This window comes from Niallia sp. FSL W8-0951, from assembly GCF_038006525.1.
Classification (GTDB): domain Bacteria; phylum Bacillota; class Bacilli; order Bacillales; family Cytobacillaceae; genus Niallia; species Niallia circulans.
This window is the reverse complement of the sequence record NZ_JBBOVK010000001.1, coordinates 1,010,192-1,032,244: the sequence shown is the minus strand read 5'-3', so window position 1 is coordinate 1,032,244 and position 22,053 is coordinate 1,010,192. Positions and strand designations below refer to the sequence as shown.

At 33.8% G+C, this 22,053-nt stretch carries 25 protein-coding genes and 1 pseudogene; 8 read left to right on the top strand and 18 right to left on the bottom strand.

Annotation, left to right across the window (positions count from 1 at the left end; translation table 11 throughout):
• Positions 1-101 precede the first annotated feature (101 nt).
• The 4 genes from NSS71_RS04730 to NSS71_RS04715 all read right to left on the bottom strand — a co-directional run bounded on the left by NSS71_RS04730 (position 102) and on the right by NSS71_RS04715 (position 3,580).
• Positions 102-1,253, bottom strand: a complete 1,152-nt coding sequence (locus NSS71_RS04730; RefSeq protein ID WP_061800557.1) for an MFS transporter — start codon at positions 1,251-1,253, stop codon at positions 102-104.
• A 140-nt stretch (positions 1,254-1,393) separates the two neighbouring features.
• Positions 1,394-1,696, bottom strand: a complete 303-nt coding sequence (locus NSS71_RS04725; protein WP_047940192.1) for an ArsR/SmtB family transcription factor — start codon at positions 1,694-1,696, stop codon at positions 1,394-1,396.
• Between the two features lie 391 nt (positions 1,697-2,087).
• Positions 2,088-2,969, bottom strand: coding sequence for an NAD-dependent epimerase/dehydratase family protein (locus tag NSS71_RS04720; RefSeq protein ID WP_144581307.1), 882 nt, complete (start codon positions 2,967-2,969; stop codon positions 2,088-2,090).
• A 92-nt stretch (positions 2,970-3,061) separates the two neighbouring features.
• Positions 3,062-3,580: a DUF3841 domain-containing protein gene (locus NSS71_RS04715; RefSeq protein WP_341151326.1), complete on the bottom strand. Its 519-nt coding sequence runs from the start codon at positions 3,578-3,580 to the stop codon at positions 3,062-3,064.
• A gap of 520 nt (positions 3,581-4,100) precedes the next feature.
• On the opposite strand from NSS71_RS04715, the gene NSS71_RS04710 reads away from it, so the two are divergent.
• The gene (locus NSS71_RS04710) at positions 4,101-4,280 is read left to right on the top strand and encodes a hypothetical protein (RefSeq protein WP_341151325.1); all 180 of its coding nucleotides are present in this window, start codon (positions 4,101-4,103) and stop codon (positions 4,278-4,280) included.
• A 174-nt stretch (positions 4,281-4,454) separates the two neighbouring features.
• Complete coding sequence (locus NSS71_RS04705) at positions 4,455-5,225, top strand: phosphotransferase (protein WP_445668925.1); 771 nt, start codon at positions 4,455-4,457, stop codon at positions 5,223-5,225.
• A 107-nt stretch (positions 5,226-5,332) separates the two neighbouring features.
• Here NSS71_RS04705 and NSS71_RS04700 read toward each other — a convergent pair whose 3' ends face one another.
• Positions 5,333-5,857, bottom strand: coding sequence for an ECF transporter S component (locus NSS71_RS04700; protein ID WP_047940189.1), 525 nt, complete (start codon positions 5,855-5,857; stop codon positions 5,333-5,335).
• A gap of 148 nt (positions 5,858-6,005) precedes the next feature.
• On the opposite strand from NSS71_RS04700, the gene pdxR reads away from it, so the two are divergent.
• The 3 genes from pdxR to NSS71_RS04685 all read left to right on the top strand — a co-directional run bounded on the left by pdxR (position 6,006) and on the right by NSS71_RS04685 (position 8,935).
• Positions 6,006-7,403 carry a MocR-like pyridoxine biosynthesis transcription factor PdxR gene (pdxR, locus tag NSS71_RS04695; RefSeq protein ID WP_341151324.1) on the top strand — a complete coding sequence of 466 codons (1,398 nt, stop codon included), beginning with the start codon at positions 6,006-6,008 and terminating at the stop codon, positions 7,401-7,403.
• Between the two features lie 481 nt (positions 7,404-7,884).
• Positions 7,885-8,499: a PadR family transcriptional regulator gene (locus NSS71_RS04690; RefSeq protein WP_053215551.1), complete on the top strand. Its 615-nt coding sequence runs from the start codon at positions 7,885-7,887 to the stop codon at positions 8,497-8,499.
• On the top strand, positions 8,474-8,935 hold the full coding sequence (locus NSS71_RS04685) for an SgcJ/EcaC family oxidoreductase (protein ID WP_047940188.1): 462 nt from the start codon (positions 8,474-8,476) through the stop codon (positions 8,933-8,935). The genes NSS71_RS04690 and NSS71_RS04685 overlap by 26 nt, the downstream gene beginning before the upstream one ends.
• 279 nt (positions 8,936-9,214) lie before the next feature.
• Here the strand turns inward: NSS71_RS04685 and NSS71_RS04680 are convergent.
• The 6 genes and pseudogenes from NSS71_RS04680 to NSS71_RS04655 form a co-directional block, all read right to left on the bottom strand.
• Positions 9,215-9,511, bottom strand: a pseudogene (locus NSS71_RS04680) (SMI1/KNR4 family protein); the annotation flags it as partial.
• A 701-nt stretch (positions 9,512-10,212) separates the two neighbouring features.
• Entirely contained in the window at positions 10,213-10,836 is a 624-nt protein-coding gene (locus NSS71_RS04675) for an NUDIX hydrolase (RefSeq protein ID WP_047940186.1), read from the bottom strand.
• Between the two features lie 144 nt (positions 10,837-10,980).
• Positions 10,981-11,232: a hypothetical protein gene (locus NSS71_RS04670; protein WP_047940185.1), complete on the bottom strand. Its 252-nt coding sequence runs from the start codon at positions 11,230-11,232 to the stop codon at positions 10,981-10,983.
• A gap of 194 nt (positions 11,233-11,426) precedes the next feature.
• Positions 11,427-11,933, bottom strand: a complete 507-nt coding sequence (locus NSS71_RS04665; RefSeq protein ID WP_061800561.1) for a hypothetical protein — start codon at positions 11,931-11,933, stop codon at positions 11,427-11,429.
• 109 nt (positions 11,934-12,042) lie between these two features.
• Positions 12,043-12,516, bottom strand: coding sequence for a DinB family protein (locus tag NSS71_RS04660; RefSeq protein WP_144545915.1), 474 nt, complete (start codon positions 12,514-12,516; stop codon positions 12,043-12,045).
• A 143-nt stretch (positions 12,517-12,659) separates the two neighbouring features.
• Entirely contained in the window at positions 12,660-13,559 is a 900-nt protein-coding gene (locus NSS71_RS04655) for an AraC family transcriptional regulator (protein WP_047940183.1), read from the bottom strand.
• A 119-nt stretch (positions 13,560-13,678) separates the two neighbouring features.
• Between NSS71_RS04655 and NSS71_RS04650 the strand changes: the two genes are divergently transcribed.
• Positions 13,679-14,623 carry an EamA family transporter gene (locus tag NSS71_RS04650; RefSeq protein ID WP_095321368.1) on the top strand — a complete coding sequence of 315 codons (945 nt, stop codon included), beginning with the start codon at positions 13,679-13,681 and terminating at the stop codon, positions 14,621-14,623.
• Between the two features lie 108 nt (positions 14,624-14,731).
• Here NSS71_RS04650 and NSS71_RS04645 read toward each other — a convergent pair whose 3' ends face one another.
• Complete coding sequence (locus tag NSS71_RS04645) at positions 14,732-15,250, bottom strand: NUDIX hydrolase (protein WP_047940181.1); 519 nt, start codon at positions 15,248-15,250, stop codon at positions 14,732-14,734.
• A gap of 294 nt (positions 15,251-15,544) precedes the next feature.
• Positions 15,545-16,126 (bottom strand): NAD(P)H-dependent oxidoreductase, encoded by a 582-nt coding sequence (locus tag NSS71_RS04640; RefSeq protein ID WP_341151323.1) that lies wholly within the window; start codon positions 16,124-16,126, stop codon positions 15,545-15,547.
• Between the two features lie 120 nt (positions 16,127-16,246).
• Here NSS71_RS04640 and NSS71_RS04635 point away from each other — a divergent pair, with 120 nt between their 5' ends.
• Together NSS71_RS04635 and NSS71_RS04630 are read left to right on the top strand one after the other, a co-directional pair.
• On the top strand, positions 16,247-16,621 hold the full coding sequence (locus tag NSS71_RS04635; RefSeq protein WP_061800967.1) for a winged helix-turn-helix transcriptional regulator: 375 nt from the start codon (positions 16,247-16,249) through the stop codon (positions 16,619-16,621).
• Between the two features lie 237 nt (positions 16,622-16,858).
• Entirely contained in the window at positions 16,859-17,332 is a 474-nt protein-coding gene (locus NSS71_RS04630) for a hypothetical protein (RefSeq protein WP_061800968.1), read from the top strand.
• Positions 17,333-17,508: 176 nt separating this feature from the next.
• On the opposite strand, the gene NSS71_RS04625 is transcribed toward NSS71_RS04630, so the two are convergent.
• The 5 genes from NSS71_RS04625 to NSS71_RS04605 all read right to left on the bottom strand — a co-directional run bounded on the left by NSS71_RS04625 (position 17,509) and on the right by NSS71_RS04605 (position 21,828).
• Entirely contained in the window at positions 17,509-17,946 is a 438-nt protein-coding gene (locus NSS71_RS04625; RefSeq protein WP_047940177.1) for a GNAT family N-acetyltransferase, read from the bottom strand.
• A 467-nt stretch (positions 17,947-18,413) separates the two neighbouring features.
• Positions 18,414-19,286, bottom strand: coding sequence for an AraC family transcriptional regulator (locus tag NSS71_RS04620; protein WP_341151322.1), 873 nt, complete (start codon positions 19,284-19,286; stop codon positions 18,414-18,416).
• A 366-nt stretch (positions 19,287-19,652) separates the two neighbouring features.
• Positions 19,653-19,961, bottom strand: a complete 309-nt coding sequence (locus NSS71_RS04615) for an aminopeptidase (RefSeq protein WP_341151321.1) — start codon at positions 19,959-19,961, stop codon at positions 19,653-19,655.
• A 105-nt stretch (positions 19,962-20,066) separates the two neighbouring features.
• Positions 20,067-21,146: an ankyrin repeat domain-containing protein gene (locus tag NSS71_RS04610; protein ID WP_341151320.1), complete on the bottom strand. Its 1,080-nt coding sequence runs from the start codon at positions 21,144-21,146 to the stop codon at positions 20,067-20,069.
• Between the two features lie 289 nt (positions 21,147-21,435).
• Entirely contained in the window at positions 21,436-21,828 is a 393-nt protein-coding gene (locus tag NSS71_RS04605) for a hypothetical protein (protein ID WP_321198320.1), read from the bottom strand.
• Between the last annotated feature and the right edge of the window lie 225 nt (positions 21,829-22,053).

The following is a 22,053-nucleotide window of genomic DNA, read 5'->3' as shown; positions in this document are numbered from 1 at the left end:
AATCCACCAGCAACCTTTTAAAAACTTTCCATTTAGTATTAACAACTTAGAGAGAAACCTATTATACTTGAAATCTTTTGTTCCTTTTACCTTGTTTTCAACTATTTATGTAAGTTGCCACGAGAAGACTTTAATACCATAAAAATAGCTATAGCTAATCCAAGTACTCCTACCCAGGTGATGGAACCTAGCGATACCTTTTCTACAAATATCCCACCAATTCCTGCCCCTGCAGCCATCGATAATTGCATCATTGACTGGTTTAGTCCTAGAAGTACTCCGGATGATTCTGGTTTTATGGTTGCCAAATTGAACTGTTGTGCTGGAGCTGATGTCCACGCAGCAAAGGACCACAATATTAGTATGATTACAACACCAACATAAGTGTGAGTGATTAATGATAAAAGAATAAGCATGACAATGTGCAGAATCATCGAACCTATTAATGTACGTGACACACCCCATTTGTCTGTGCTAAAACCACCGAATTTTGAGCCGAATAAACTAGCAACACCGAATATAAGCAGAACTCCACTTAATAATTTTTCATGGATACCTGAGATGTTCAAAAGATAAGGAGATAAGTATGTGTAAGCAACTGAATACCCGCCAAGCCAGAAAAAGGTGATGGATAAACCAATCGCTACTTTTCGATCCTTTAGGAGAGCAAGTTGTTGTCTCAACGGAACCGATTCATCTCCTTTTGTTGACGGTATTACGAATGAGATGATGATCATTGCTAATAACCCAAGGAACGCAATTCCGCCAAATACTGCTTTCCAGTTGAATGCATCTGTAATAATTCGTCCTAGTGGAACACCAATGATTAAAGATGCTGTAAATCCCATCACTACAGTAGCTATTGCACTACCTTGTTTACCTTCAGGTGCTATTTTTGCCGCGATAGTCAGAGCTGTAACGACGACCATTCCAGCGCCTAGTGCCATTATAATTCTTGAGAAAACAAATAAGGTGTAACCTGGCAATAAGAATGCAAATATGTTTGCTATCACAAACAAGCCCAGTGATACAATCATAAGCTTTCGTCTATCCATGCCTGATGTTAGTGCCATAAGAATGGGTGTAAAGATTGCATAGACAAGCGAGAATATCGTTATTAATTGTCCTGCAGCCGCCAAAGTGATTCCTAGTGAATCTGCAATGTTATCCAATACACCAGAGATAATATACTCCGATGTTCCAACTAAAAAACTAATAAGTGCTAAAATATAAATTTTAAATGTGTTAGACAAAATAATCTCTCCTTCGCATATTATATTTACATATCTAGAAAAGACGATATGTAAATGATAAATATAAACATATCGTGATATATCGATATGTTAGGTGTAAATAAAGCTGAATTCTTAGAGAGAATTCAGTTACATTTACTTTAGATCTCTTGCTCCAAAATAGCTGCAATATTTTTTATTGCTTCTTCATCTCTTTTGTAATACGTATACTTTCCAATACGCTCTGTCTTAATCAGCCCAGCTCGCAAAAGTATATTTAGGTATTGAGAAGCTGTTGATTGCGTCATTTTTAATTGCTCTGTTATTTGACTAACGCATACCCCTGTTTTTCTCATATCAATCCCTTCATGAGGTACAAAATGACGTTCAGGTTCTTTTAGCCAGTGTAAAATTTGCAGCCTTGATTCATTTGATAAGGCTTTAAAGATTTCAATAGGTTTCATGTTTTTTATTATATCTAAAGAATACGATATGTCAATTTGTATTTAATTGAATTTTACAGATGAGGGAAGTGTTATAAATAATCAACATCTATTCTTTCGTTAATAAAACAACTGCCAGTCTCCCGAAAATTGCTTTGTAGAGCTATTTATTCTTTTGTATACGACTTATCATATCAACTAATTTTTTTGTTAATGATAATTCCGTTGTTATCCATCTGACAAAACATTTGTATAATAGGTATCTTCCTTTAGTTTCTTTTCTCTTTCTAAGACTATACTTCTCCTTTCCACAAAAACATCCCCAGAGAATAAGACATACACTAAATATGGTCTAATTCTCGGGGGATTTCTTCTTCGTTACATTTTTATCTTAAAATCTCAGTAATACAGATTATTTTTTATTATCTTTTGCAATCTTCTTAATCAAAGCTGGCAGCCAATCATCCAGATTCGTAAACGTAAATCCTGCTTTTTCTGCCTTTTCCGTATTCATATACCATGATGCAGGAATGGCATACGGAGAGAAATCTTCTTCATCTCCGTCAAGGGTAATTTTTGCAGTATGTCCTGTAATCTTTTCGATTATTTGGATTAATTTTTTCATTGTAATTTTCCCATTTGCTGTCGCATTAAATGGCCCTTCCACCTCTGAAAAACCTGCCCACATTAAAAATGCGGCCGCTTCCGAAGCAAGAATAAAGGACATTTCTGCCTCCATATTAACAAAGCCGATCGTTCTATCCTGTTGAATTCGCTCAACATGAAAATGCAGCCGGCGCGTGTAATCATCTTCCCCTAACACAATTGGAAATCTTACCGCTACAACGGGGAAATCTGCATACTGGAAAAATGCTGCTTCTGCCTGCCGCTTTCCTTCATCATAAACAAATTCGCTCTTATCTAGTTGTATTGGATAGTTGTATGGATGAAAATCTGCCTCTCTTTTTTCGTTTCCATCAACAGGATAAGTAGATAAAGAGGAAGTAAACACAAGCTTTCCTATTTTCCCATTAAATACATCACAAAAGTCTTTTGCTTCATTAGGTGTATAACAGATATTGTCATAAACAATATCAAAGGTTTGATCTGCGAAATGATGTTGTAATTGTTCCTTTTTAGAACGATCAGCGATAATATGTTTCACTTCGTTGTCAAATGGATGACTTACTGTCCCTCGAGTCATAATCGTAACACGGTGTCCCTCTTTCAGCAGCAATTCCACAAGCTTCCTTCCAAAAAAACGCGTGCCGCCTAGCACTAATATATTTTTCATCTTTTTCTCCTAATCTATGACATTATTTTAAAAATTCCATAGAAAGGAGCTAATTCCTCTTTTTCATTCACGATATTATTTCAATAAATCTATTATTTTGCAATAAAATATTCTATATTTACAATCTGTTCTTTTTGAATTATAGGTGTCACCCCTTGAACTATTTGATCCCCGTTATTCCATATTTCTGAATTACGCAATTTTGCTAAATCGAAAATTCTTTCCCAGCTTTGCTCCTTTGTAATAGTTAATTTACCATCGTCGAATAAAGTATCTTCCTCCTCAGTCATAGGGCAAAAACCGTTATTTAGCACACAATGCCAAGCAGAAAAATCAGAAAACAGAATTTGGTTTTCTGGTATCTCGACTGTTAAACATACAGCTTTTGTTCCTTTATTAAAATGTCCTTCCGACTGTAAATTTGGTTTTGTCGTCCACAGCCAAATAGGATAGGAGCCATTATGATTCAGCCTCTTACCCATTTGTTCTATCATCCATCTATAAGAAGGGAGAAAGTCTTTATCCACAAATTCTGCTTTTCCAGTTAAATAGCCAGTTTTATTTAATTGATTTACCATTTCGATTTCTTGGTTGGTGAAGTAAATAGGCATTTATCTATCAAACTCCTTTTCTTTATTATTAAAGCTGCAATATGGTAATATTAAACAAAAAAGGATAAGAGATTATATAAAACGGAATTTCTTTGGTGTTGGATCTTTTGTTATTTTTATTATATCGCTGATGGCTTTTATCGTTGTATTTTTTATGCGTGTCTCTATTCCAATACTCTTTCTATCATACTCATATGGCTTCTTCCTCTCATTGGGATTATCTCTGGTTTCTTAAAAAAAGGAGTCATTCAAATTAGCGCCTTATCGGCAATGTCCTTATCTTTTTCTTAACGGTATAGTACCGTTACTTCGTTCTTTTGGAATGAACCTTAATTTCCCTTAGTTTCCCTTATATACTTTCTATTTAAGGCATTGATAACAGATAAAGCGGATTTTTTTCTATAGGAGAATTCTACTTTGATTTATTTTTAGCTCTTTATGTTTTTTCTTTGATAGAGTTATTACTATTAATTTGTTTGAATGGGGTTACGTTTATTTAAAAAATGGTTAGGAGTGAGTCATGATGAATAAGTTACATGTATTGATAAAAATTTTGATTACTGGTTTAGGTCTTCTATTAATCTTAACAAACATTGATACTATCTGGTATAACATTTTTATTGTATTTGTCATTGTCTATCTTATCTATGATTTGCTTTTAAATATGTATCGCAAAAAGGATAATAGTCGAAAGCAATAAATTATTGCACTCTTCTATCATTATAGAGGATATGCTTGAAAAAATGTCCCAAAATCATTAGTTAACATAATAATATTATTATAAATTATTCTATTGACCTATCTCATCAAGATTCTTTCTTTACTCTTTTCTCGGCCATGAAAAAAATAGAATAATAGAAAGATGGTGAAAGAATTGAACGAATTACCACTAAAGCAGTTAGAGAAAATAATTGGATCGCTTCTATCTATTTCTCTTGTTGCTGAACAAGGCAGTACTTCTACCGTGTATCAAATGCTGGCCAGAAGTGGCACCTACATACTAAAAAGCGCTTTTGATGAAAAATATCGAGATTGGCTTCAGACAGAAGCATGTGTTTTAGAAAAATTAATCGGGAAAGAATTTATTCCTGTTCCGTATTACTATGGATTTATAAAGGTACAAGCCAGCAGTCATTTGATCATGTCCTATGAACAAGGGATTACCTTAACAGCTGCTTTAAACCAAGCAAAAACAGACACAGAGAAATGTGCTTTAATCCAAAGCTTTGGTCAACTTTTACATAATCTGCATACTACAGAAATAATGGATCCATTTCATCATGTAGGTGAATGGCTATCTGAACGTCTCCTAAAAGCGGAGTATTATGTTAAAAAAGGATGGACAGAAGGATCCAATGACCTTCTCACTTTGTTGAAAAATAATAAGCCAGCGCCAATAAACCAAACGATTATACATGGAGATTGCACAACAGACAATGTTCTTGTTGAGAATGGCGCTGCAACAAAGTTCATTGATGTCGCTGGCATGACAGTTGGTGATCCCCGCTATGATGAAGCATTAGCCATTAGAAGCTTTGTTCATAATAACAGGTTTAAAGAAGCCTTTTATGCAGGCTATAAACATTATCAGATTACCATGGATGAATTTCGATATTTTGACGAAGGGTTGTATGAATTTTTTTAATTTGTAAACAAATTGATTGATTAGTTGCACACTAAATAAAGGGATTAAAATGTACTCTCAGCAAGGACATTTTAATCCCTTTTGTCTTTTTGTGGTGCCAGGCACTCTTAATGGACACTTTTAATAATTCGTTGTTCAAACCCTTTTGTAAGTGGCACGACGATGATGCCGGCGATGACAAGTTGCATGATATTACCTGGCACGGAGCCGAATGGCTGGATCCAGTTGCCATAAAGGATTACTTCTGTAAAATAGTAGCCGACAACTTTGATGATCATGGCAACAGCAACTGCCATTATATATACAAAAGACTTTTTGCCAGGCATCTTCTCCGCAATAAGTCCTGCTATATATCCCATAGTACCAACAATTATAAATGTAAATGGAGCCCATAATGTCCAGCCTGACATAATATCAAATAAAGCCATTCCAAAAGCGCCTACAATCGCACCAGATTTCTTGCCAAAAAGAAATGCAGCAATCAAAAACGGCACGTTACCCAAATGGATTAGTCCCCCATTTCCCATCAGTGGCAGCCTGATGTTGATAAACATTGTAGCAAGAAACGTTAAAGTAATAAAAAGTGCATTGAGAACTAGGATTCTCGTTTTGTTTTGTTTTGTCGTAAACATGCAAAATTCTCCTCTTCCTTCAAGTATTTGTTATTCAGTTTAAAAAAAGAATATCCTCTTCTTCATGATTACTAGTATAATAAAATCTGACAATATAAAAAGTGTCAATTTTTATAAAAATAACGTGGTCAGAAAGGATACTTCCCGAATGGATATGCTTATGTTTGAATTGAATAAAAACACAACAAAACCCTTATATGAGCAGCTATATATGGGAATCAAATCTGCTATTTTAAGCCAACAAATTGAAGTTGGAACGCAACTCCCCTCCAAAAAAAAATTGGCCGATTTTTTAAACATCAGCCAAACAACTATCGAAGTGGCATATGCTCAGCTGGTTGCAGAGGGATTTATTGTCTCAAAACCACGGATTGGTTTTTTTGTAGAGGATATAAACGAATTACCTTATATTGAAACAGAAAATGTTGAGTTGCCTATGGAGGATATAGAGAAAGAAATGATCCGAATTGACTTTCATCCTGGAAAAATCGACACAGATTCCTTTCCTTTTTCCCAGTGGAGAAAGTATGCAAAAAATTTATATGATACACCGTCAAAGGAGTTGCTACAGATTGGAGAACCACAAGGGGAATACACTTTACGGGCGGAAATAGCCAAATACCTATATCAATCGCGTGGGATAATATGTAAACCAGAGCAAATTGTGATTGGGTCAGGAACAGAACAACTCTTTCCTATGATTTTAAAGTTGCTTGAAAAAGATTCAACCTTAGCCCTTGAAAATCCTGGCTATTCAGCAAGCCCTAGAATTCAACTGCAAAATAAAGCCATCCCTATTCCAGTTGATGAAGACGGATTGATGGTGGATCAACTGGAAAAAACAAAGGCGAATGTGGTCTATGTTACACCTTCTCACCAATTTCCGACAGGTGCCGTTCTTTCCGCCACAAGGAGAACACAGTTAATGCAGTGGGCAGCCAAAAGTAAAAATCGCTACATTATTGAAGACGATTACGACAGCGAGTTTCGTTACACTGGTAAACCCATTCCCGCCTTACACGGGATGGACCAAAACAATAAGGTGATTTATCTAAGTACGTTCACCAAGTCATTAATGCCTTCATTGCGATTGGCCTATTTTCTTTTGCCTTCTACATTGTTGAAGAAATATAAGGAAACATTCAGTTATTATTCGGCAACTGTACCAAGGTTTGACCAGCATATAGTAGCCAGCTTCATGAGAGACGGTTATTTTTCAAAACACTTAAATCGTATGCGGAAAATTTATCGTAAAAAACTTGATAAACTGATCCATATCTTTAAAACAGATTATCCAGAAGTCATCATCACTGGAGATCAAGCCGGGATGCATATTTTAATTTCCCTACCCTTGCCCAAAAGTGAAAATGAGCTAAAAGCTATCGCAGCAAAAAGCCATATCTCCATTTATCCATTAAGCGATTATCTTATAAAACCAATTGAATATAAGTATCCAACATTCCTGTTAGGGTTTGGAGGCATTCCATTAGAAAAAATCGAGGAAAGCATACACCAATTAATGCAATGCTGGAAAATGGAAAAATAATTCAGCTTGTACTAACTCTAGCTAGAATCTCTATTTAATTTAAACTATTGCACAGTATTATATAAGAAGTAGTGTTCATTTTTCTATTAACTAGATTATTGAATAATAAAGAAAACGTCTAATCCTTATTTAGCAAGGTTTAGACGTTTAATGATTTAAGCATTAATACAATAAGTACAATCCAACGAACGATACATTAGCTGCCATGACTAGAAAGGCGTCTGTAATATGTATTTTTGAAATCCAGCTTTATAAAAGTAGGATCTAACTTCAAGCTTTAAAGCACATGTTAGTTTAAGTGAATAACCTCACAATCTTTTGTTTAGAGTATAAAAAAGACAACTTCTTACATTAGAAACGAGCCAGTTTATTTAATAAGCAATACGTACTTTTTTCATATTTCATTGACAAAAGTTAAAGTATTGAATATAGTTTTATTAAATTAGTTTTAACAAAACTATAGAAGGGAGCTTGATAATGAATGTATGAACTTCTTGTACTTTCGTTATTAATGAAATTTCCATTACATGCATATCTTATCTCAAAAATATCAAATGACACCATTGGTCCATGGGAGCAGGTGAGCAGAGGAACTCTTTCAACATTGCTTAATAAATTAGAGAAAGCTGGTCTGATTCAAGAATCTGATCCAGCCACTGTCCCTTTTCCTACCGATCGGCCAAGTCGTACTTTCGAAATAACGAATAAAGGTAAATCACGTTTTTTTGAGTTGATGATGGATACAAAAAAAAATCTTGGAAATTACCAAAAAATTTTTCACATAAAGGCCATCTACTTTGAATTTCTAAACGAAGAAGATCAACTCTATTTGGTTCATCACTATATAAAATATTGTCAAACAGCAATTGATCATATCAAGGCCCAACAATTAGAATTTGATGAAAATCCTGAGCATGTTAAGTCAATGCATCGTACCTCATTTTATACGACCATAGAAAGTTTAATGCACCTAAATGCAGAGCAATGGAATCTAGAAAAACAATGGGCAACTAATTTTAAAGAACAGATTAAGATGAGCATAAAAAACGATAAGAGAAAGGAACATTCAAATGACACAAAAATGGAAAACAGATAAAGAAGCCATACACTTTTTATTTAATGAAATGTTTTCGGCATGGAGTCATGGAGATGGCGAAGCATTTGCGAATTGCTTTACGGAAGATGTTGACTATGTTACTTTTTTCGGACAGCATTTAAAAGGAAAAAAAGAAGTAGAGAGATCACATCAGGATTTATTTAATGGTGTCTTAAAGGGATCACAAATGCAAGGACGAATTACGAGCATTCGTTTCCTAAATGATGAACTAGCAATTGTTCACTGTATAGGAAATACAAAAATGTCAAACCAAAAAAATTATAATAAGAAAAGAGAATCTATCAATACTAATGTAATAGCCAAACAAAATGGGGAATGGAAGATCTCTGCTTTTCACAACTGTCGAATCAAAGAGCCAAACTTTTTTATTAAATGGCTTTTGAAAAAAGGTAAAAAAAAGAGTGAAAAAAGCTAAGTTGAATGTATGTTTAAAGACGGTTTTCCTGGTATCTAAAATTGTTATCCATTATGACTAGTTATAAACTCATTATGCCTAAACCGGTTCTATCCTAAACAAAAGGGGAGCGCCGGTTTCGTCTCTCTTGAATAATATCTGGCTCTAAAAAAAGCTATGAACGATTAAACTGCAAGTTAGCACAAGAAGTAAACGGGAGCGCCACAGCCATTCCATCTTTAACGAAAGCATTCGTTGAATAAGGGTGTTACTGTTTAATTCATCATTTTCTTCAGATATTTAATTAATAAACTCCTCTAAACTAGCTGCATATTCGTCTAATTCCCTTGTTTCGTGATTCCAGAGAAAAATGGTATCTTCAATTTTTCTGTTCACTTTTTTAAAGCACAGTAGATCTCCCGAACCATCATCACCAATTGCAATAAGGTCTTCAGACATTCTTTCATCTCTTGCTTCCTTATTTTGTCTAACAACATCGTCCCATGTTTTTTTAGAATTTATTTGGGTTTTAATAGGATAGAGAATCCATTCATCGATTTCTACATTATTTACTAACTTAAAAAGTTCTTTGTACTTATTTAGAGGCCCATTTGACTGCTTGTACCTCTTCAGTCTGTATTGTCAATTCATTCAAATCTAATTCATATTCAATTAAATAATAATCATCAAAGCCATGTTCAAAGTTAATAGTAAATTGTAGACGAATCCTTTCAAAGTTATTATGAATTCCCCAATTCCTCGAATAGCTCGCTTGAAGCAGCCTGCTGACTGTATCACCTGCAACAGCACTACCACCACAAGTGATATTCCAAAGGTTCGACCACCCTTGCTTAAAGGGCTGACGTTGCTGAATCTTTTGAATTAAATATACATATGTGTACTATTAAATAGAACTCTCCTGGTTTCATTTCATCCTCCCTGAGCTATTTGTTTCTCTATTTTATTACGATACTTATCAAATAAATCCCACTTTTCCATTGCAAAAATCCTTATGTATATTATTGTAATAAGATTCCCAGTATACTATATAATCAGATTATCATAATGAATTTCACAATAGATATTTAAAGATTTGGAATAAAGTTAAGTAACTTTCCCATAACGACGATTAGGAACATTTATTACTTCGAGTTGAAAGTCCGCAAAAAACTGACCATCGTTTTATCGAGCTAATGCCCCCTTTAGTTGAAGTACATTTCTTTACAAACTTGGTTGCCTTTTTAAATAAAATTTGTTTATTTATTAAGGAAATGCATCCCTGACAACTATACCTCTCTTTAGCAATCCATAACATTCTTAATTATTGTTACAACATCTTTCAAATATGAACCAGAGTGTGGTACGAAATCTTCTTTTGTAACACTTTTTGTAATTTCTAACTTTTCATCATAAGTATTAATTATGAAACCATTTACAGTAATTTCAGTTCTCTTCTCAAAAACAAAATCATAAAAATTTTTGAATTTGGTTCTTACAATGCCAGATACTTCTTCTTTTTGAAGTTTATATACAGGTTCTTCATTTACTCTATACATATATACATTGCCAAATTCTTTATCAATAAAATTTTCAGTAATAATACAATCCTTTATAACACCTATTAATTCTAAATCTTCCATTGATACATCCATGCCTAATTCTTCTTTTATTTCCCTAATACCCTCTCCAACAGTTTCATTGGCCAAGATATGACCAGCAGCCGTAATATCCAATAAATTAGGAAAATCATTTTTAACCTTACTACGTAATTGAAAATATATATAATCTATATTATTTTCATTTTTTAAAAACCAACAATGAAAGGTATCGTGCCAGTAACCTTTTTGGTGAACGATATCACGACTAGTTATGCCTAATGGATTTTTTTGTTCATCGTAAATTTTTATCATTTCAATACTCATAAATTACCCCCTATTAACTCAATAATCATTTTATTTTCTTATAAAATGCAGAATAAACCAATATTTATAAATTCTTTACTGACTAATCTGCCATTATAGCAAGATCAAGAAAGAGTGCCGTTGCTTCATAGTATCTATTAGTCATTAAAAAAAGGCTCCCTCTTTTTCATTGACTCCTTTGTCAATAAATCGTAGCATTCCTTTTCCAACAGATATAACATCTTCTTGATTAAAAATAATACAAGCTGTTCCTCCAACATACTTCTCACATTCAAACTCACCAAGAACTGTCACGTACCCCTTTTCAAAATGATAAATGAGTTCACCGTCATGTTCCTCTATAGCACTTAATTCGTTGTGTAAATATGCTCTAATCGGTTTATCGTATAATTTCATATGGATCACACCTTTTTTGTATTCATAAGTTTAATACCAAGCAGCCTGCCGCTTCAGTACCATAATGGATAAAAAAGCATTCATCCGTCTTGGATCAATGCCCCTAGTCTAAGTACAATTCTTCCCTTACTTTAATTTATTCCAATCATGCTGCCTCTTTTTTCCTATATTAAGCAAGTTACCCTTTGAGCAAACTATATATTGATATAATTATAATCCTGATCTATATGCTTTCTTGTAACAATTTCATTTTCATCTAAGCCATTACATATTGCAAAAAAACCTTCATTAGTTTCAAAACCGACGCCAATCAATTGTTCCATCCATTGAATAATTTCAACAGTATTTATTTCTTTCTTTAAAAATTTATTAAGCTCTACCAATTTGTTCTTTTTCCAAACTAGTTTTCTACCAAAGTAATTAATCTCTTGTAACAGGTCAATGTGGTCAAAAGTTACAGCATATTGATTAGTCTTGTATGCACATAGTTCTAACTGGCAAGTTTTAAATTTTAATATTACTGGCAGGTCATTAAACCATTCATCATTAATACTATCCCAGGACACCCATAGTTCTTCTATTGTTTGCCCTTTCAGAGATTCCAGCTTACATTTATATTCAGCTATGATTCCAAACGATTCTTCATACAATTTGGGATTGTAATTTTTTATTCCGAAAATAACAATTCCCTCCTTCTCCATTTTCCTTTATAACTAAATTTCCTAAGTTAATCCCGTTTGTCACATAATACATTTATTATAGAAATACAGCTCCTGATAATAACAAAAAGAAAAAAATGTGCCTGATAGTTCAAGAAAAATGAACAAATTTTAGATCTCTGCCAACAAAACTAGAAGACGGAGGTTGTAGTCCCAATTCTCTCGACCAAACTGAAAGTTGTCCGATATGATGAATTTCGTGTGCAATAATATGGTGAATTATATCATTTACAGCGTATTTCTTTTCATCCCAAGGGACACTGACACTCTGTTCCTTCAAGTCATCTATGTTTCTCAAATATTCAGCGATTTCCTTCCGTAATTTATCTGAAAGAGCTTTAACCTTTTCAAGTGTATTATAGTCATCAAACTGAAATACTACATCCTCTTTCCCTTTAATACCACGAATCCAACTATATTCCACATCAATTATATGGAAAAGTGTAAATAAAATATTTCCTACTCCGCCAATACGATTTTTTAATAACTCTTTAATTGTTAATTGATTACACCAGTCAAACCATTCATCTCTTACTTGCCAGTTATATTCAAAGAATTTTATCAATATTTTGAACACCCCTAATTTAGTTTAATACAATACCTTTCGCTATAAAGTATTTATTTCCTTCTTCCACCAAACTAACATCCTACTTTAGAAAGAAATCAATACCTTTTTGGAAAAGTATCGCACCAAATAGTTTAAGTGTACTACTTCACAAGTGAACAACTAATCTTATATTTTTTGTATGCTAATGGTGTCATGTTCATAGACTTTCGGAATTTATCGATGAAATAACTTGTACTGTTAAACCCTACTTGATAGGTAACATCTGTAACATTGGAATCTGGATGTTGTAATAAAATTAAACTTTTTTGAATTCGATAATCGTTTACGTAATTTAAAGGTGTTTTCTTTAAAATTCGTTTAAAATATCGACAGCATTCGGAACGGCTTAATTGACCAGCTCGTGCAATATCGTCTAAAAGGATTTTCTCAGCATAATGCAGGTGTATCCAATTTAGCATTTGTTTCATTCGATTATTCTTTAACATTTCCGTCTCTTCGGACTCTAATTGAATACCATTTATTATTAGGTTCTTCCAAATTAAAGTAAGATGTACGGTAATGTCAATTTCATAGCATGGTGGATTTTGTTGTATCAACTGATTGATTTTCATGATAGAGGCTAAAATATTTTTCGCCCAAAGCTCCGTTGGATCCAATAATAAATAAGGTATATTAGTTGCTTGAATATAGGGATTTACATAGGTTGTATAAAGTTCCTGAGATAAAATGAAGTGTGGTGAAACATTCAAACAAATATAGACACAACCCGACTCATTCTTATCTTTTGCCATGTGAAGGCAGCCACTATTTATAAATAGCCCTTCACTTTCTTGAACTGTAATATTCTCCTCATTTATTTGAAAAATTGCTTCTCCTTTTACAATGAAGATAAACTGAAATTCATCATGCCAATGAAGTGGTACATATCCATTTATATTTTGGTTAATGATAGTTTCATAACAAGCAATAGGTAACTCAACTGTACGGTGTTCAGTTAATTCTTTTAAACTTTCATCAACCATAAATTTTTTTATTTGCATATATATCACCTCAATATACTTATATTTTTTTATTCGATTCAGATATTATTTTAGAGGTTTTCCACTTATTATTTAAATATTATAACACTATTTTTATATTTAAGGGTGGAGGATCTATGATGAATAGACGAAAGGGCATATTTCTTGTTATAACGGGAGCAGTATTTTGGGGGATCGGTGGTACAGTTGCAAAAAAGCTTTTTCAACAGTATCAAATCGATCTAGATTGGTTGGTAATAATCCGATTGCTTATAGCTGGATTTTTACTCTTAGCAGTTCAGTTTTTCAGAAAAGATCGTTCCCAAATACTTGGTGTTTGGAAATCTCGAAGGACAGCTATTCATTTAATTATCTTCGGGTTACTCGGTATGCTTGCGGTTCAATACACATATATGGCTTCCATTAAATATGGAAATGCTGCTGTTGCAACACTATTACAGTATTTAGCGCCTGTTATGATTATCGTATACTTAATTTTCCGCAAACAATTGGTTTTAACACGAAGTGATTTGTTGACTGTTTCTTTGGCCTTATTGGGTTGTTTTTTCTTATTAACAAACGGCTCAATCTCTCAATTATCTGTACCTGCACTTTCAATCATTTGGGGTGTTTTATCAGGAATAGCATTAGCATTTTATACTCTTTATGCAGTTCCATTACTGAAGCAATATCATTCACTTGTCATTGTCGGATGGGCTATGATTATCGGTGGTTTTGCATTAAGTTTTATCCATCCTCCTTGGCAAATGGACCTTAAAAGCTTAACGATAGAAGCTTATTTATATTTAGTCTTCGTTATCATATTTGGTACCATGATTGCATTTTGGTTCTATATAGAAAGTTTACAAAGTCTGCTACCTAAAGAATCAAGTCTTTTTGGAAGCATAGAGCCACTAGCTGCTGTTTTGACAACGGTCTTTTGGTTAAAAGAAGCCTTTGGTTTATTTCAATGGGTAGGTACAGCTTGTATCATTGGAATGATATTATTGTTGGCTTTGAATAAAGAGTCTTCTCCAAGAACTGGTCAACCTCCTAAAAATGAAGAGCCCCTCAAAGTTAGTTGATTAGAGGGGCTTTCTTAAACTAACGCACTATTTTAAGGACAATACTTCACATCATCTTTTTGTGTTCTCACCAGATCTTTATATGTTTTTATCCTTTACACGTTTCATTTAAAGACAAACAGAGCCATAATGATGTCGCCCCTCAAAAAGAAAAGCAATGATACTCTCATAATAGGGTATAAATTTTTTTAATTCGATTAGCTCTAAGATTTCTTCTTTAGAGGCCCATTTGACTGCTTGTACCTCTTCAGTCTGTAATGTCAATTCATTCAAATCTAATTCATATTCAATTAAATAATAATCATCAAAGCCTCTTTCAAAGTTAATAGTAAATCGTGGGCGTATCCGTTCAAAGTTATAAAGAATCCCCAGCTCCTCGAATAACTCTCTTGAAGCAGCCTGCTGACTTGTTTCGCCTGCAACCGCACTACCACCACAAGTGATATCCCAAAGGTTCGACCATCCTTGCTTAAAGGGCTGACGCTGCTGAATGAGCATCTCTCCTTTTGGGTTAAATATACATACGTGTACTACTAAATGAAACTCATCTGAAGTCATTTCGTCGCCACGAGCTATTTGTTTATCAATTTTATTACGGTGCTTATCATACAAATCCCACTTTTCCATCGCCTAACTCCTATGTATATTTTTTGTACAAGATTCTCAGTATACTATTGATTAAATTTATAATAATGATTTTTACAAAATATATCCAACACTTCGTAATAAAATGATAACGATCCAAAAAATCGTGGGAGAACATTTTATACTAAAAGTTAAAAGTCCCGTAAAACTGACGATACTCCTTATTAAACCAAACTACCTCTTTAGAAAGAAATGCGATACCTTTTTGTAAAAGTATCGCTCCCGTTTGTTTAAGTACATGTCTTCACAAACAACGTCTTTTCCGTTCATTCTACTTTAAATTTCTTGGGTTATTTCTCTTAAAAATTGTTTTCTCTTCTCATCTGTTGTTAAGTTGACTCTAGAAAAATGAATCCATTTAGTGTATTCATTTTTAATTCCCAAGTCAGCTAAAGTTCGGTTAATGAAAACTCCTTGAATAGCATTGCCTCCTTCAGATTCAATATAATCTTTATCCGTTGTAGAAGTTGAAATCACAGTTGTTTTTTCTATATTTGTCAATAGCCCTTTGAGAGTACTTGTTGTTTTATCCTCTAGGAATGCGAATCCACTCAACATCACTTTATCAATAAATCCTTTTAGAATAGCAGGTAAGTCCCACCACCAGACAGGAAATATAAAAATCAACTCGGTTGTCTGACTTAATTTTTTTTGATAGTCCTTAACTAATTCGTAAGGTGTTTCTCCTCTATTAAATTGCGCCAATTCTTCTGCTGTAAATACGGGATTAAATCCATCTTTATATAGATCGATCACTTGAAATGTTTCTTTCTTAGCTTCTAAGTGTTTCGTGATAGAAGTTAAAATTGCATGATTATAGCTTCCTTCCCATGGATGTGCATAGACAATGGTTTTCATTACTAGTTCACCCTTCTCCCTTATTTTCATTATTTTGATGTACATTCATCTTATTGTATGCTATATATTTTTACAAGTACGGTAATTAAAGTATGATACTAACCTAAAGGAGAGTGCTAAATGAAAAAAGAATCTTATCTATTTGAAGGGAATTTGAAGGATACTGGTTTTGGATATACTTTGTCATTAATTGGCGGAAAATACAAAATGACAGTTTTATATGCGTTATATTTAAACAATAACCCTATACGATATAATCAGTTGAAACGGAAGCTTGGCAATATTTCTTTTAAAACATTAACCAATACACTAAAGGAACTTGAGAGTGATCAACTAATTATTCGAATGGAATATCCTCAAGTGCCGCCAAAAGTAGAATATAGTTTATCAGAAAAGGGGTTGTCACTGATTCCTGTATTAGATGCAATTTGCTATTGGGGAGAGGAACAATTGGATAAAAGGAAGGAAGTCACGATTAAAGAAAATAATAACTAAATAAAGCTGCCTTGTCAGCAGCTGTAGATTCATTTTCCATAGTATTATTCAATAAACATACCCCGATTATGAAAAAAGATTGGTTATTGACATGCTGGCGACTATATTCAATAACAAGCATAATCAAGCAAATAACAGTAATTTTTACTATAGGATGAATAAATTGAATATATGAAGTTATTTTAGGTGAAAATACCAGTGATTATCATATAGATCGTATATTCTCGGAGGTTGTTTATGAAAGGAAACTGGAAAATGTATTTATTATTGGTATTGCCTTGGTTAACTATAAGAAAACTTGGTAAATTTAGCTTTCTTCGCTTTCTCCCCACTATTATTTTTAGCGACTTGGTTATTGCATTAATAAGTGAGCTATCCCGAAATTTAAAATGGTGGAAAGTAAGAAAACCTATATTCCCCAAATTAGCAACGGATGTCTCTTTTGTATTTGGACCTTTTACAATCCTAAACTTTTGGATTTTTAAATTAACTTACAAAAGATTTTGGCTATATCTATTTTCTAATGTCATTGCTGACTATTTATTTGCATATCCATTAACTTCAATAGCCGAGAAGCTTAGAGTATATAAAATGGTAAGAATGAGCCGAAAACAACTTTTCTTTTTAAGCATTGCAGTAGCAATAATTAACTACTTATATCAATCATTATTTGTCGAACCTTTAAGAAGGAAGCATAAAGAATGTAAATGAGAATTTATATCTATACCAAAGAACCCCTAGTTTATGTGTTGTTCAAACCAGGGTTCTTCTATTGTTTCATCTACACAAAGAATGCAAATTTTGTTAACCTGCCCCGTTAATACCAAGTCTAAAAGCAGCAATAATACCTATTGGATTAACAACCGGAAATGAAATAAGTTAGTCTCTTATAACTGTAAACTCATAGTAATAGTCCTGGTGTTAAATCCCAATTTCTCATACAGTTTAATTGCATGATTCTCTGCAAATGCACTTAGACGGATTTCTGAATATCCATCTTGTTTTAGATGGTCAATACCTGCTCTCATTAACAGTTTGGAGATCCCTTTCCCTCTAAATTCTTCTATAACAAATAGTTCGTAAATAAATCCAATTACCCTATCAGTAAATTGGTCTTTACTTGTCCCTATAAGAATCCAGCCCATTATTTTGTTGTTTTTTGTTGCTATTAAATAATAGCTTCCGTTTTCCAAAAGTGGTTTAACAAGCTGGTCAATTTTTTCCTTCGTAGGTTCCACTTGTCCTAAAGTACCATCAAAAACAGCTTGTGGTGAAAGAGATAATACCTTTTTTAGTTCAAAATCATTAGGTTTTCTAATATCCATTAATTGAATCAGTCCTTTGATTTTCTTTTATTCAAGTTTAGCATATATTTTGAAGGCGATTATGCTAAACTTGAATTCTATTTGCGCCAACCTGCCCTGCCCCTATAGCTACACAAGAATATCGCTAAGATATTGCATAAACTCCAGTAAATTTAATATGAAAATAGCCACTAGAGGATGTATGGAATTATTAAATTTACCTACTATTTTATAGGTTCATCAAATTAACCACAGCGATTTCCACTATAGCAACATAGAATATGGCCCTCTTTCTTTAAAGAAAGCCTCTGCTAAAAATTATGTATAATTATATTCACTCTAGATCAACTATCCTACTTTAGTAAGAAATGCGATACCTCTTTGTTGAAGTATCTCACCCTATCGTTTAAGTGAATACATTCACAATCATTCCATCTCTTAAGAAAAAAGAGCTGACAATAAGCAGCTCTTTGATCTAAAAATTAAAATTATTTTCTTAAAACTGGAATCCAAATTTCGCTTTTCACAGATGGTGAAGTTAAATCTTGGGTTTTAATCGACAAGATTTCGGGTCCTTCTGTTACTTGATAATTGGAAGATGGAAACCACTCAGAAAAAATCCTACCCCAAGTTTCCTGTAAAGTACTAGGAAAAGGTCCCGTTGATTCAAATATCGCCCAGGTTAAAGCAGGAACTTCAAGTTTTGAAAAGTTTTCAGGACATTCTTCTGTTGTTGCCACTCCTATATACTGATCAAGCTCTCCTTTTTCTTCCATACGTCCATCAGAAAAGTTTGTAGATGCTTGAATCATCCCTTTAGGTTCAACATTAGAGAGTTTTTTTAATTGATCTATTTTTCCCATATCCAAAGATTTCCACATTGCTGTAATTTCTGGGTTTTCCCCTTCAAAAATAATTGGAACTCTTTTCATAATACCAACTATGTTAAATGCCTTTTTGTGTTCAATTCGGTAATTCATTTCATTTCCTCCCCTAATTGATAATTGGAAGGTCATTGGTGGAAAGGCCTTTAATTGCTGTCCGTTGTTTCTTGCTTCTGATGGTGTTACACCATGTAAATTTTGAAAAGCTCTAGTAAAAGAGTCTGGAGAATTGTATCCATATTTAACCGCAATATCAATTATCTTTAAAATACTATTTGTAAGCTCAAATGCTGCCAAACTCAGTCGTCTACGGCGAATGTATTCTGATAATGTTATACCTGCCAGAAACGAAAACATTCTTTTAAAATGATATTCAGAGCAATGAGCAATTCTTGCCACTATTTTAAAGTCTATTTCGTTCGTGAGGTTATCCTCAATATACCTCATTGCATTATTCATGTTCTTAAGCAAATCCATTAAATGACCCCCTTTCATCAATAGAGTAACAGGAGTTGAATGTATCTGTCCGACATTATGTGCACCATTTTGTCGGTTTAATCCTATCTTTTACTAAACTGACCTTTTCTACCATAAGAAAGATCTTACATATTACAGTTTACTGCCACTTTAGCACCACATGAAAAAGGCCTCCCTTTATATAAGAAATGCACCCTTTTGTTTAAGTACATTCTTTCACAAACAGAACCCATAATCTCCATAGTAAGAAAGCTGCCCAGTTTGGATTAGATTTTGGATATTCCCATCCTTCATTAGCAGCACTTTAGTTCCACCTTCTTTAATTCCCACTACTTTCATATCTTCGGTACCAAAGGTCTCATTGACTTACAAAAGTGAAGTATTCAGCCCCTCTGCCTTCAACTCTTCTTCAGATTGGCCAATGCCATTTTGAATATTGGAGGGCGATGCATTTCCGATTCCAATAGGACTGGCCGTATTTTCAGCAAACAAGCTATTGTAAAAAAGAGTATCTGCATGTGCAAGTGGAGATTTATTAGAGACCAAGGCAATTTCACTTAGAAAATGTGAACCTTCGTCTGGTTCGATGAGATTATGTAACACTTCTTGTCCCTTTGCGGCATAATAGTCGGTAATCCGTCCATCTTTAAAAATTAGATAAAATTCATCGATCAATTGAAGTTCCAGAAGATCTAAATTGCAATCTATAGAAAACAGAAAAAAATATATCTGTTCTCTTGGCTAAAATCTTCATCTGATCTGATCTTCTCCTCCTCATCTTTACAATTCTCCATCAAGATACTTTATTAGGTACAATTCAGGCTGCGCGAAGAACTCTGTAAAGCTGCATAAATCCAGATACGTCTGATGCTCTACATCATAACATCCTATCAGGCCATTATTCTTTGGGTTCCAAACCAACTGTAGGTCAGAGTAATTGTCGATATCAGCTGAAAGACGCAGCAGCTTTTGTCCACCGATTTTCATCTCAATTGTATCGTTCAACGTAAAAAAATCTATATACTCGATTTCATATTCATTTTGCGCTAGCTCAAGGCGTAGCTGATCTCCTGTAAGGAAGCAGACCAGTTCATCAGGTAATTTATATTTTTTAAGCTCATTTTTCTTGTTCGCTGGATCATGAAATTCAGCCGGCTCCAACGATTTCAAATAATTAGCCATAACCGTATCCTTATTGCTGACCGCAATCGTATATGGCCGATCGCCGTCTTTTTCCGCTTTAGTAACATCTGCACCATGTTCAATTAAAAATTTAACCATGCCCATATTCCCCATACGAGCAGCCACTGTTAATGGAGTCGCTTGATAAGGATAGACCATATCCGGTTGATTATAATTGATGTCCACTCCATGATTGAGCAAATACTTGAGTGTCTTCAGGTCATGGTCCGATGCAGCTTCACGCATGATGGCACCGCCGTGCAGCTTGATATCTAATCCCAGCTCATGAATAAGCGGAATGTTTTTTTTGTTGCCATAATAGGCTTCTGAATAGGCACCCGACCCCATTTGATTAAGCTTGTCCATATCGGCTCCTTGCGCTGCAATGTAACGGACGATATCCTCCCCGCAATAACGTACAGCTCTCAAAAAAGCTGGATTATGATGAACATTCAGGTTAACGCCATGCTCTACCAGCAGCTTTAGAACCTCCATTTTCTGCAATACGAGCGCCAGATCTAACGGACTAAGAGAAATACGCTTACTAAGTACGATACCCTCCTCAATATCCCAGCCTGCTGCGATTTCCGCCTCTAAAGCCGAAATATTTCCTTCATAAATATGCATCGCAATTTCCGGCAGCTCCTGAAATCTTCCAATATCTCTCAAGACGATCAACCTTATCACTCCTTAATTCAAAATTTTATGACTCACCTTAACGGCTCTTTTTTTATAATTGTAAAACATAGTTAAATTGGGTTATTTTTTTTGATTATAACAATCCTTTATATTCTTAGTATTACTACGATTAGTTTTAGAAAAAGTTCCCGTTATTTAACAAACCTTTACCAATAGCAAGATTTCACTTATTGCAGGAATGCTTCCCCTTTAATAACTTAATAGACAAAAGTGCGTTCATCCGTCTTGGATCAATGCAACAGTTAGCTGAAGAACTAGCGTATTATCTTTATCTCCTTAAAGCCCCTATCCAAACATCACCTTTGTCGAGACTATATTGCAGGAAACTCCCATCTTCATCTTTAATTCTTACGGCATCATAGGCTTTTTCTTTTATTCTTGATACTTCTTTTTCAGTTAAAGCTCCTTCTTCTAACCATTCATTTAAGTCGTTTTCATCGTAATAATCACTCTCTATATGCAAATCCCATTCAAATTGTTCTAACTTGTCTCTCAAAGAATGAAATTTATCAAATGGAAATCTCTTATTTTCTTGCCTTCTTTTGAAGGTTTCATCATAAAAATCAAGACAATTTCTATATGCGACGACAATTTGTGAATTAATAAAATGGGGGTCATAAAGCCAGAGTTTCAAATAAAAGTCTTCATCTTCTTTTTTCATTTTTTGATGCCACTTTAGGTAAACTTCGATCATTGCATCAAGTAAAAGGCAATTATACCAATTAGGAGGGGTTCTTCGTTCTAATCCATAAAAAGGGTGAATCCATAATTTTTCGTATTGTCTTTGGTAATTCCTTAAGTAGTCCATATCTAAATTCATTGCATTTTGCTTCCATCTTTCGATTTTTCTTTTATGCCTTTTCCAACCTCGTATTTTCTTCTTTTT

Excerpts from the sequence above, each read along its gene's own strand:
- NSS71_RS04725 (WP_047940192.1), bottom strand. The coding sequence starts at position 1,696 with ATGAAACCTATTGAAATCTTTAAAGCCTTATCAAATGAATCAAGGCTG.
- NSS71_RS04720 (WP_144581307.1), bottom strand. The coding sequence starts at position 2,969 with ATGAAAAATATATTAGTGCTAGGCGGCACGCGTTTTTTTGGAAGGAAG.
- NSS71_RS04715 (WP_341151326.1), bottom strand. The coding sequence starts at position 3,580 with ATGCCTATTTACTTCACCAACCAAGAAATCGAAATGGTAAATCAATTA.
- NSS71_RS04710 (WP_341151325.1), top strand. The coding sequence starts at position 4,101 with ATGATGAATAAGTTACATGTATTGATAAAAATTTTGATTACTGGTTTA.
- NSS71_RS04700 (WP_047940189.1), bottom strand. The coding sequence starts at position 5,857 with ATGTTTACGACAAAACAAAACAAAACGAGAATCCTAGTTCTCAATGCA.
- pdxR (WP_341151324.1), top strand. The coding sequence starts at position 6,006 with ATGGATATGCTTATGTTTGAATTGAATAAAAACACAACAAAACCCTTA.
- NSS71_RS04690 (WP_053215551.1), top strand. The coding sequence starts at position 7,885 with ATGTATGAACTTCTTGTACTTTCGTTATTAATGAAATTTCCATTACAT.
- NSS71_RS04685 (WP_047940188.1), top strand. The coding sequence starts at position 8,474 with ATGACACAAAAATGGAAAACAGATAAAGAAGCCATACACTTTTTATTT.
- NSS71_RS04675 (WP_047940186.1), bottom strand. The coding sequence starts at position 10,836 with ATGAGTATTGAAATGATAAAAATTTACGATGAACAAAAAAATCCATTA.
- NSS71_RS04670 (WP_047940185.1), bottom strand. The coding sequence starts at position 11,232 with ATGAAATTATACGATAAACCGATTAGAGCATATTTACACAACGAATTA.
- NSS71_RS04665 (WP_061800561.1), bottom strand. The coding sequence starts at position 11,933 with ATGGAGAAGGAGGGAATTGTTATTTTCGGAATAAAAAATTACAATCCC.
- NSS71_RS04655 (WP_047940183.1), bottom strand. The coding sequence starts at position 13,559 with ATGCAAATAAAAAAATTTATGGTTGATGAAAGTTTAAAAGAATTAACT.
- NSS71_RS04650 (WP_095321368.1), top strand. The coding sequence starts at position 13,679 with ATGAATAGACGAAAGGGCATATTTCTTGTTATAACGGGAGCAGTATTT.
- NSS71_RS04645 (WP_047940181.1), bottom strand. The coding sequence starts at position 15,250 with ATGGAAAAGTGGGATTTGTATGATAAGCACCGTAATAAAATTGATAAA.
- NSS71_RS04640 (WP_341151323.1), bottom strand. The coding sequence starts at position 16,126 with ATGAAAACCATTGTCTATGCACATCCATGGGAAGGAAGCTATAATCAT.
- NSS71_RS04635 (WP_061800967.1), top strand. The coding sequence starts at position 16,247 with ATGAAAAAAGAATCTTATCTATTTGAAGGGAATTTGAAGGATACTGGT.
- NSS71_RS04630 (WP_061800968.1), top strand. The coding sequence starts at position 16,859 with ATGAAAGGAAACTGGAAAATGTATTTATTATTGGTATTGCCTTGGTTA.
- NSS71_RS04625 (WP_047940177.1), bottom strand. The coding sequence starts at position 17,946 with ATGGATATTAGAAAACCTAATGATTTTGAACTAAAAAAGGTATTATCT.
- NSS71_RS04620 (WP_341151322.1), bottom strand. The coding sequence starts at position 19,286 with ATGGATTTGCTTAAGAACATGAATAATGCAATGAGGTATATTGAGGAT.
- NSS71_RS04605 (WP_321198320.1), bottom strand. The coding sequence starts at position 21,828 with ATGAAAAAAGAAGATGAAGACTTTTATTTGAAACTCTGGCTTTATGAC.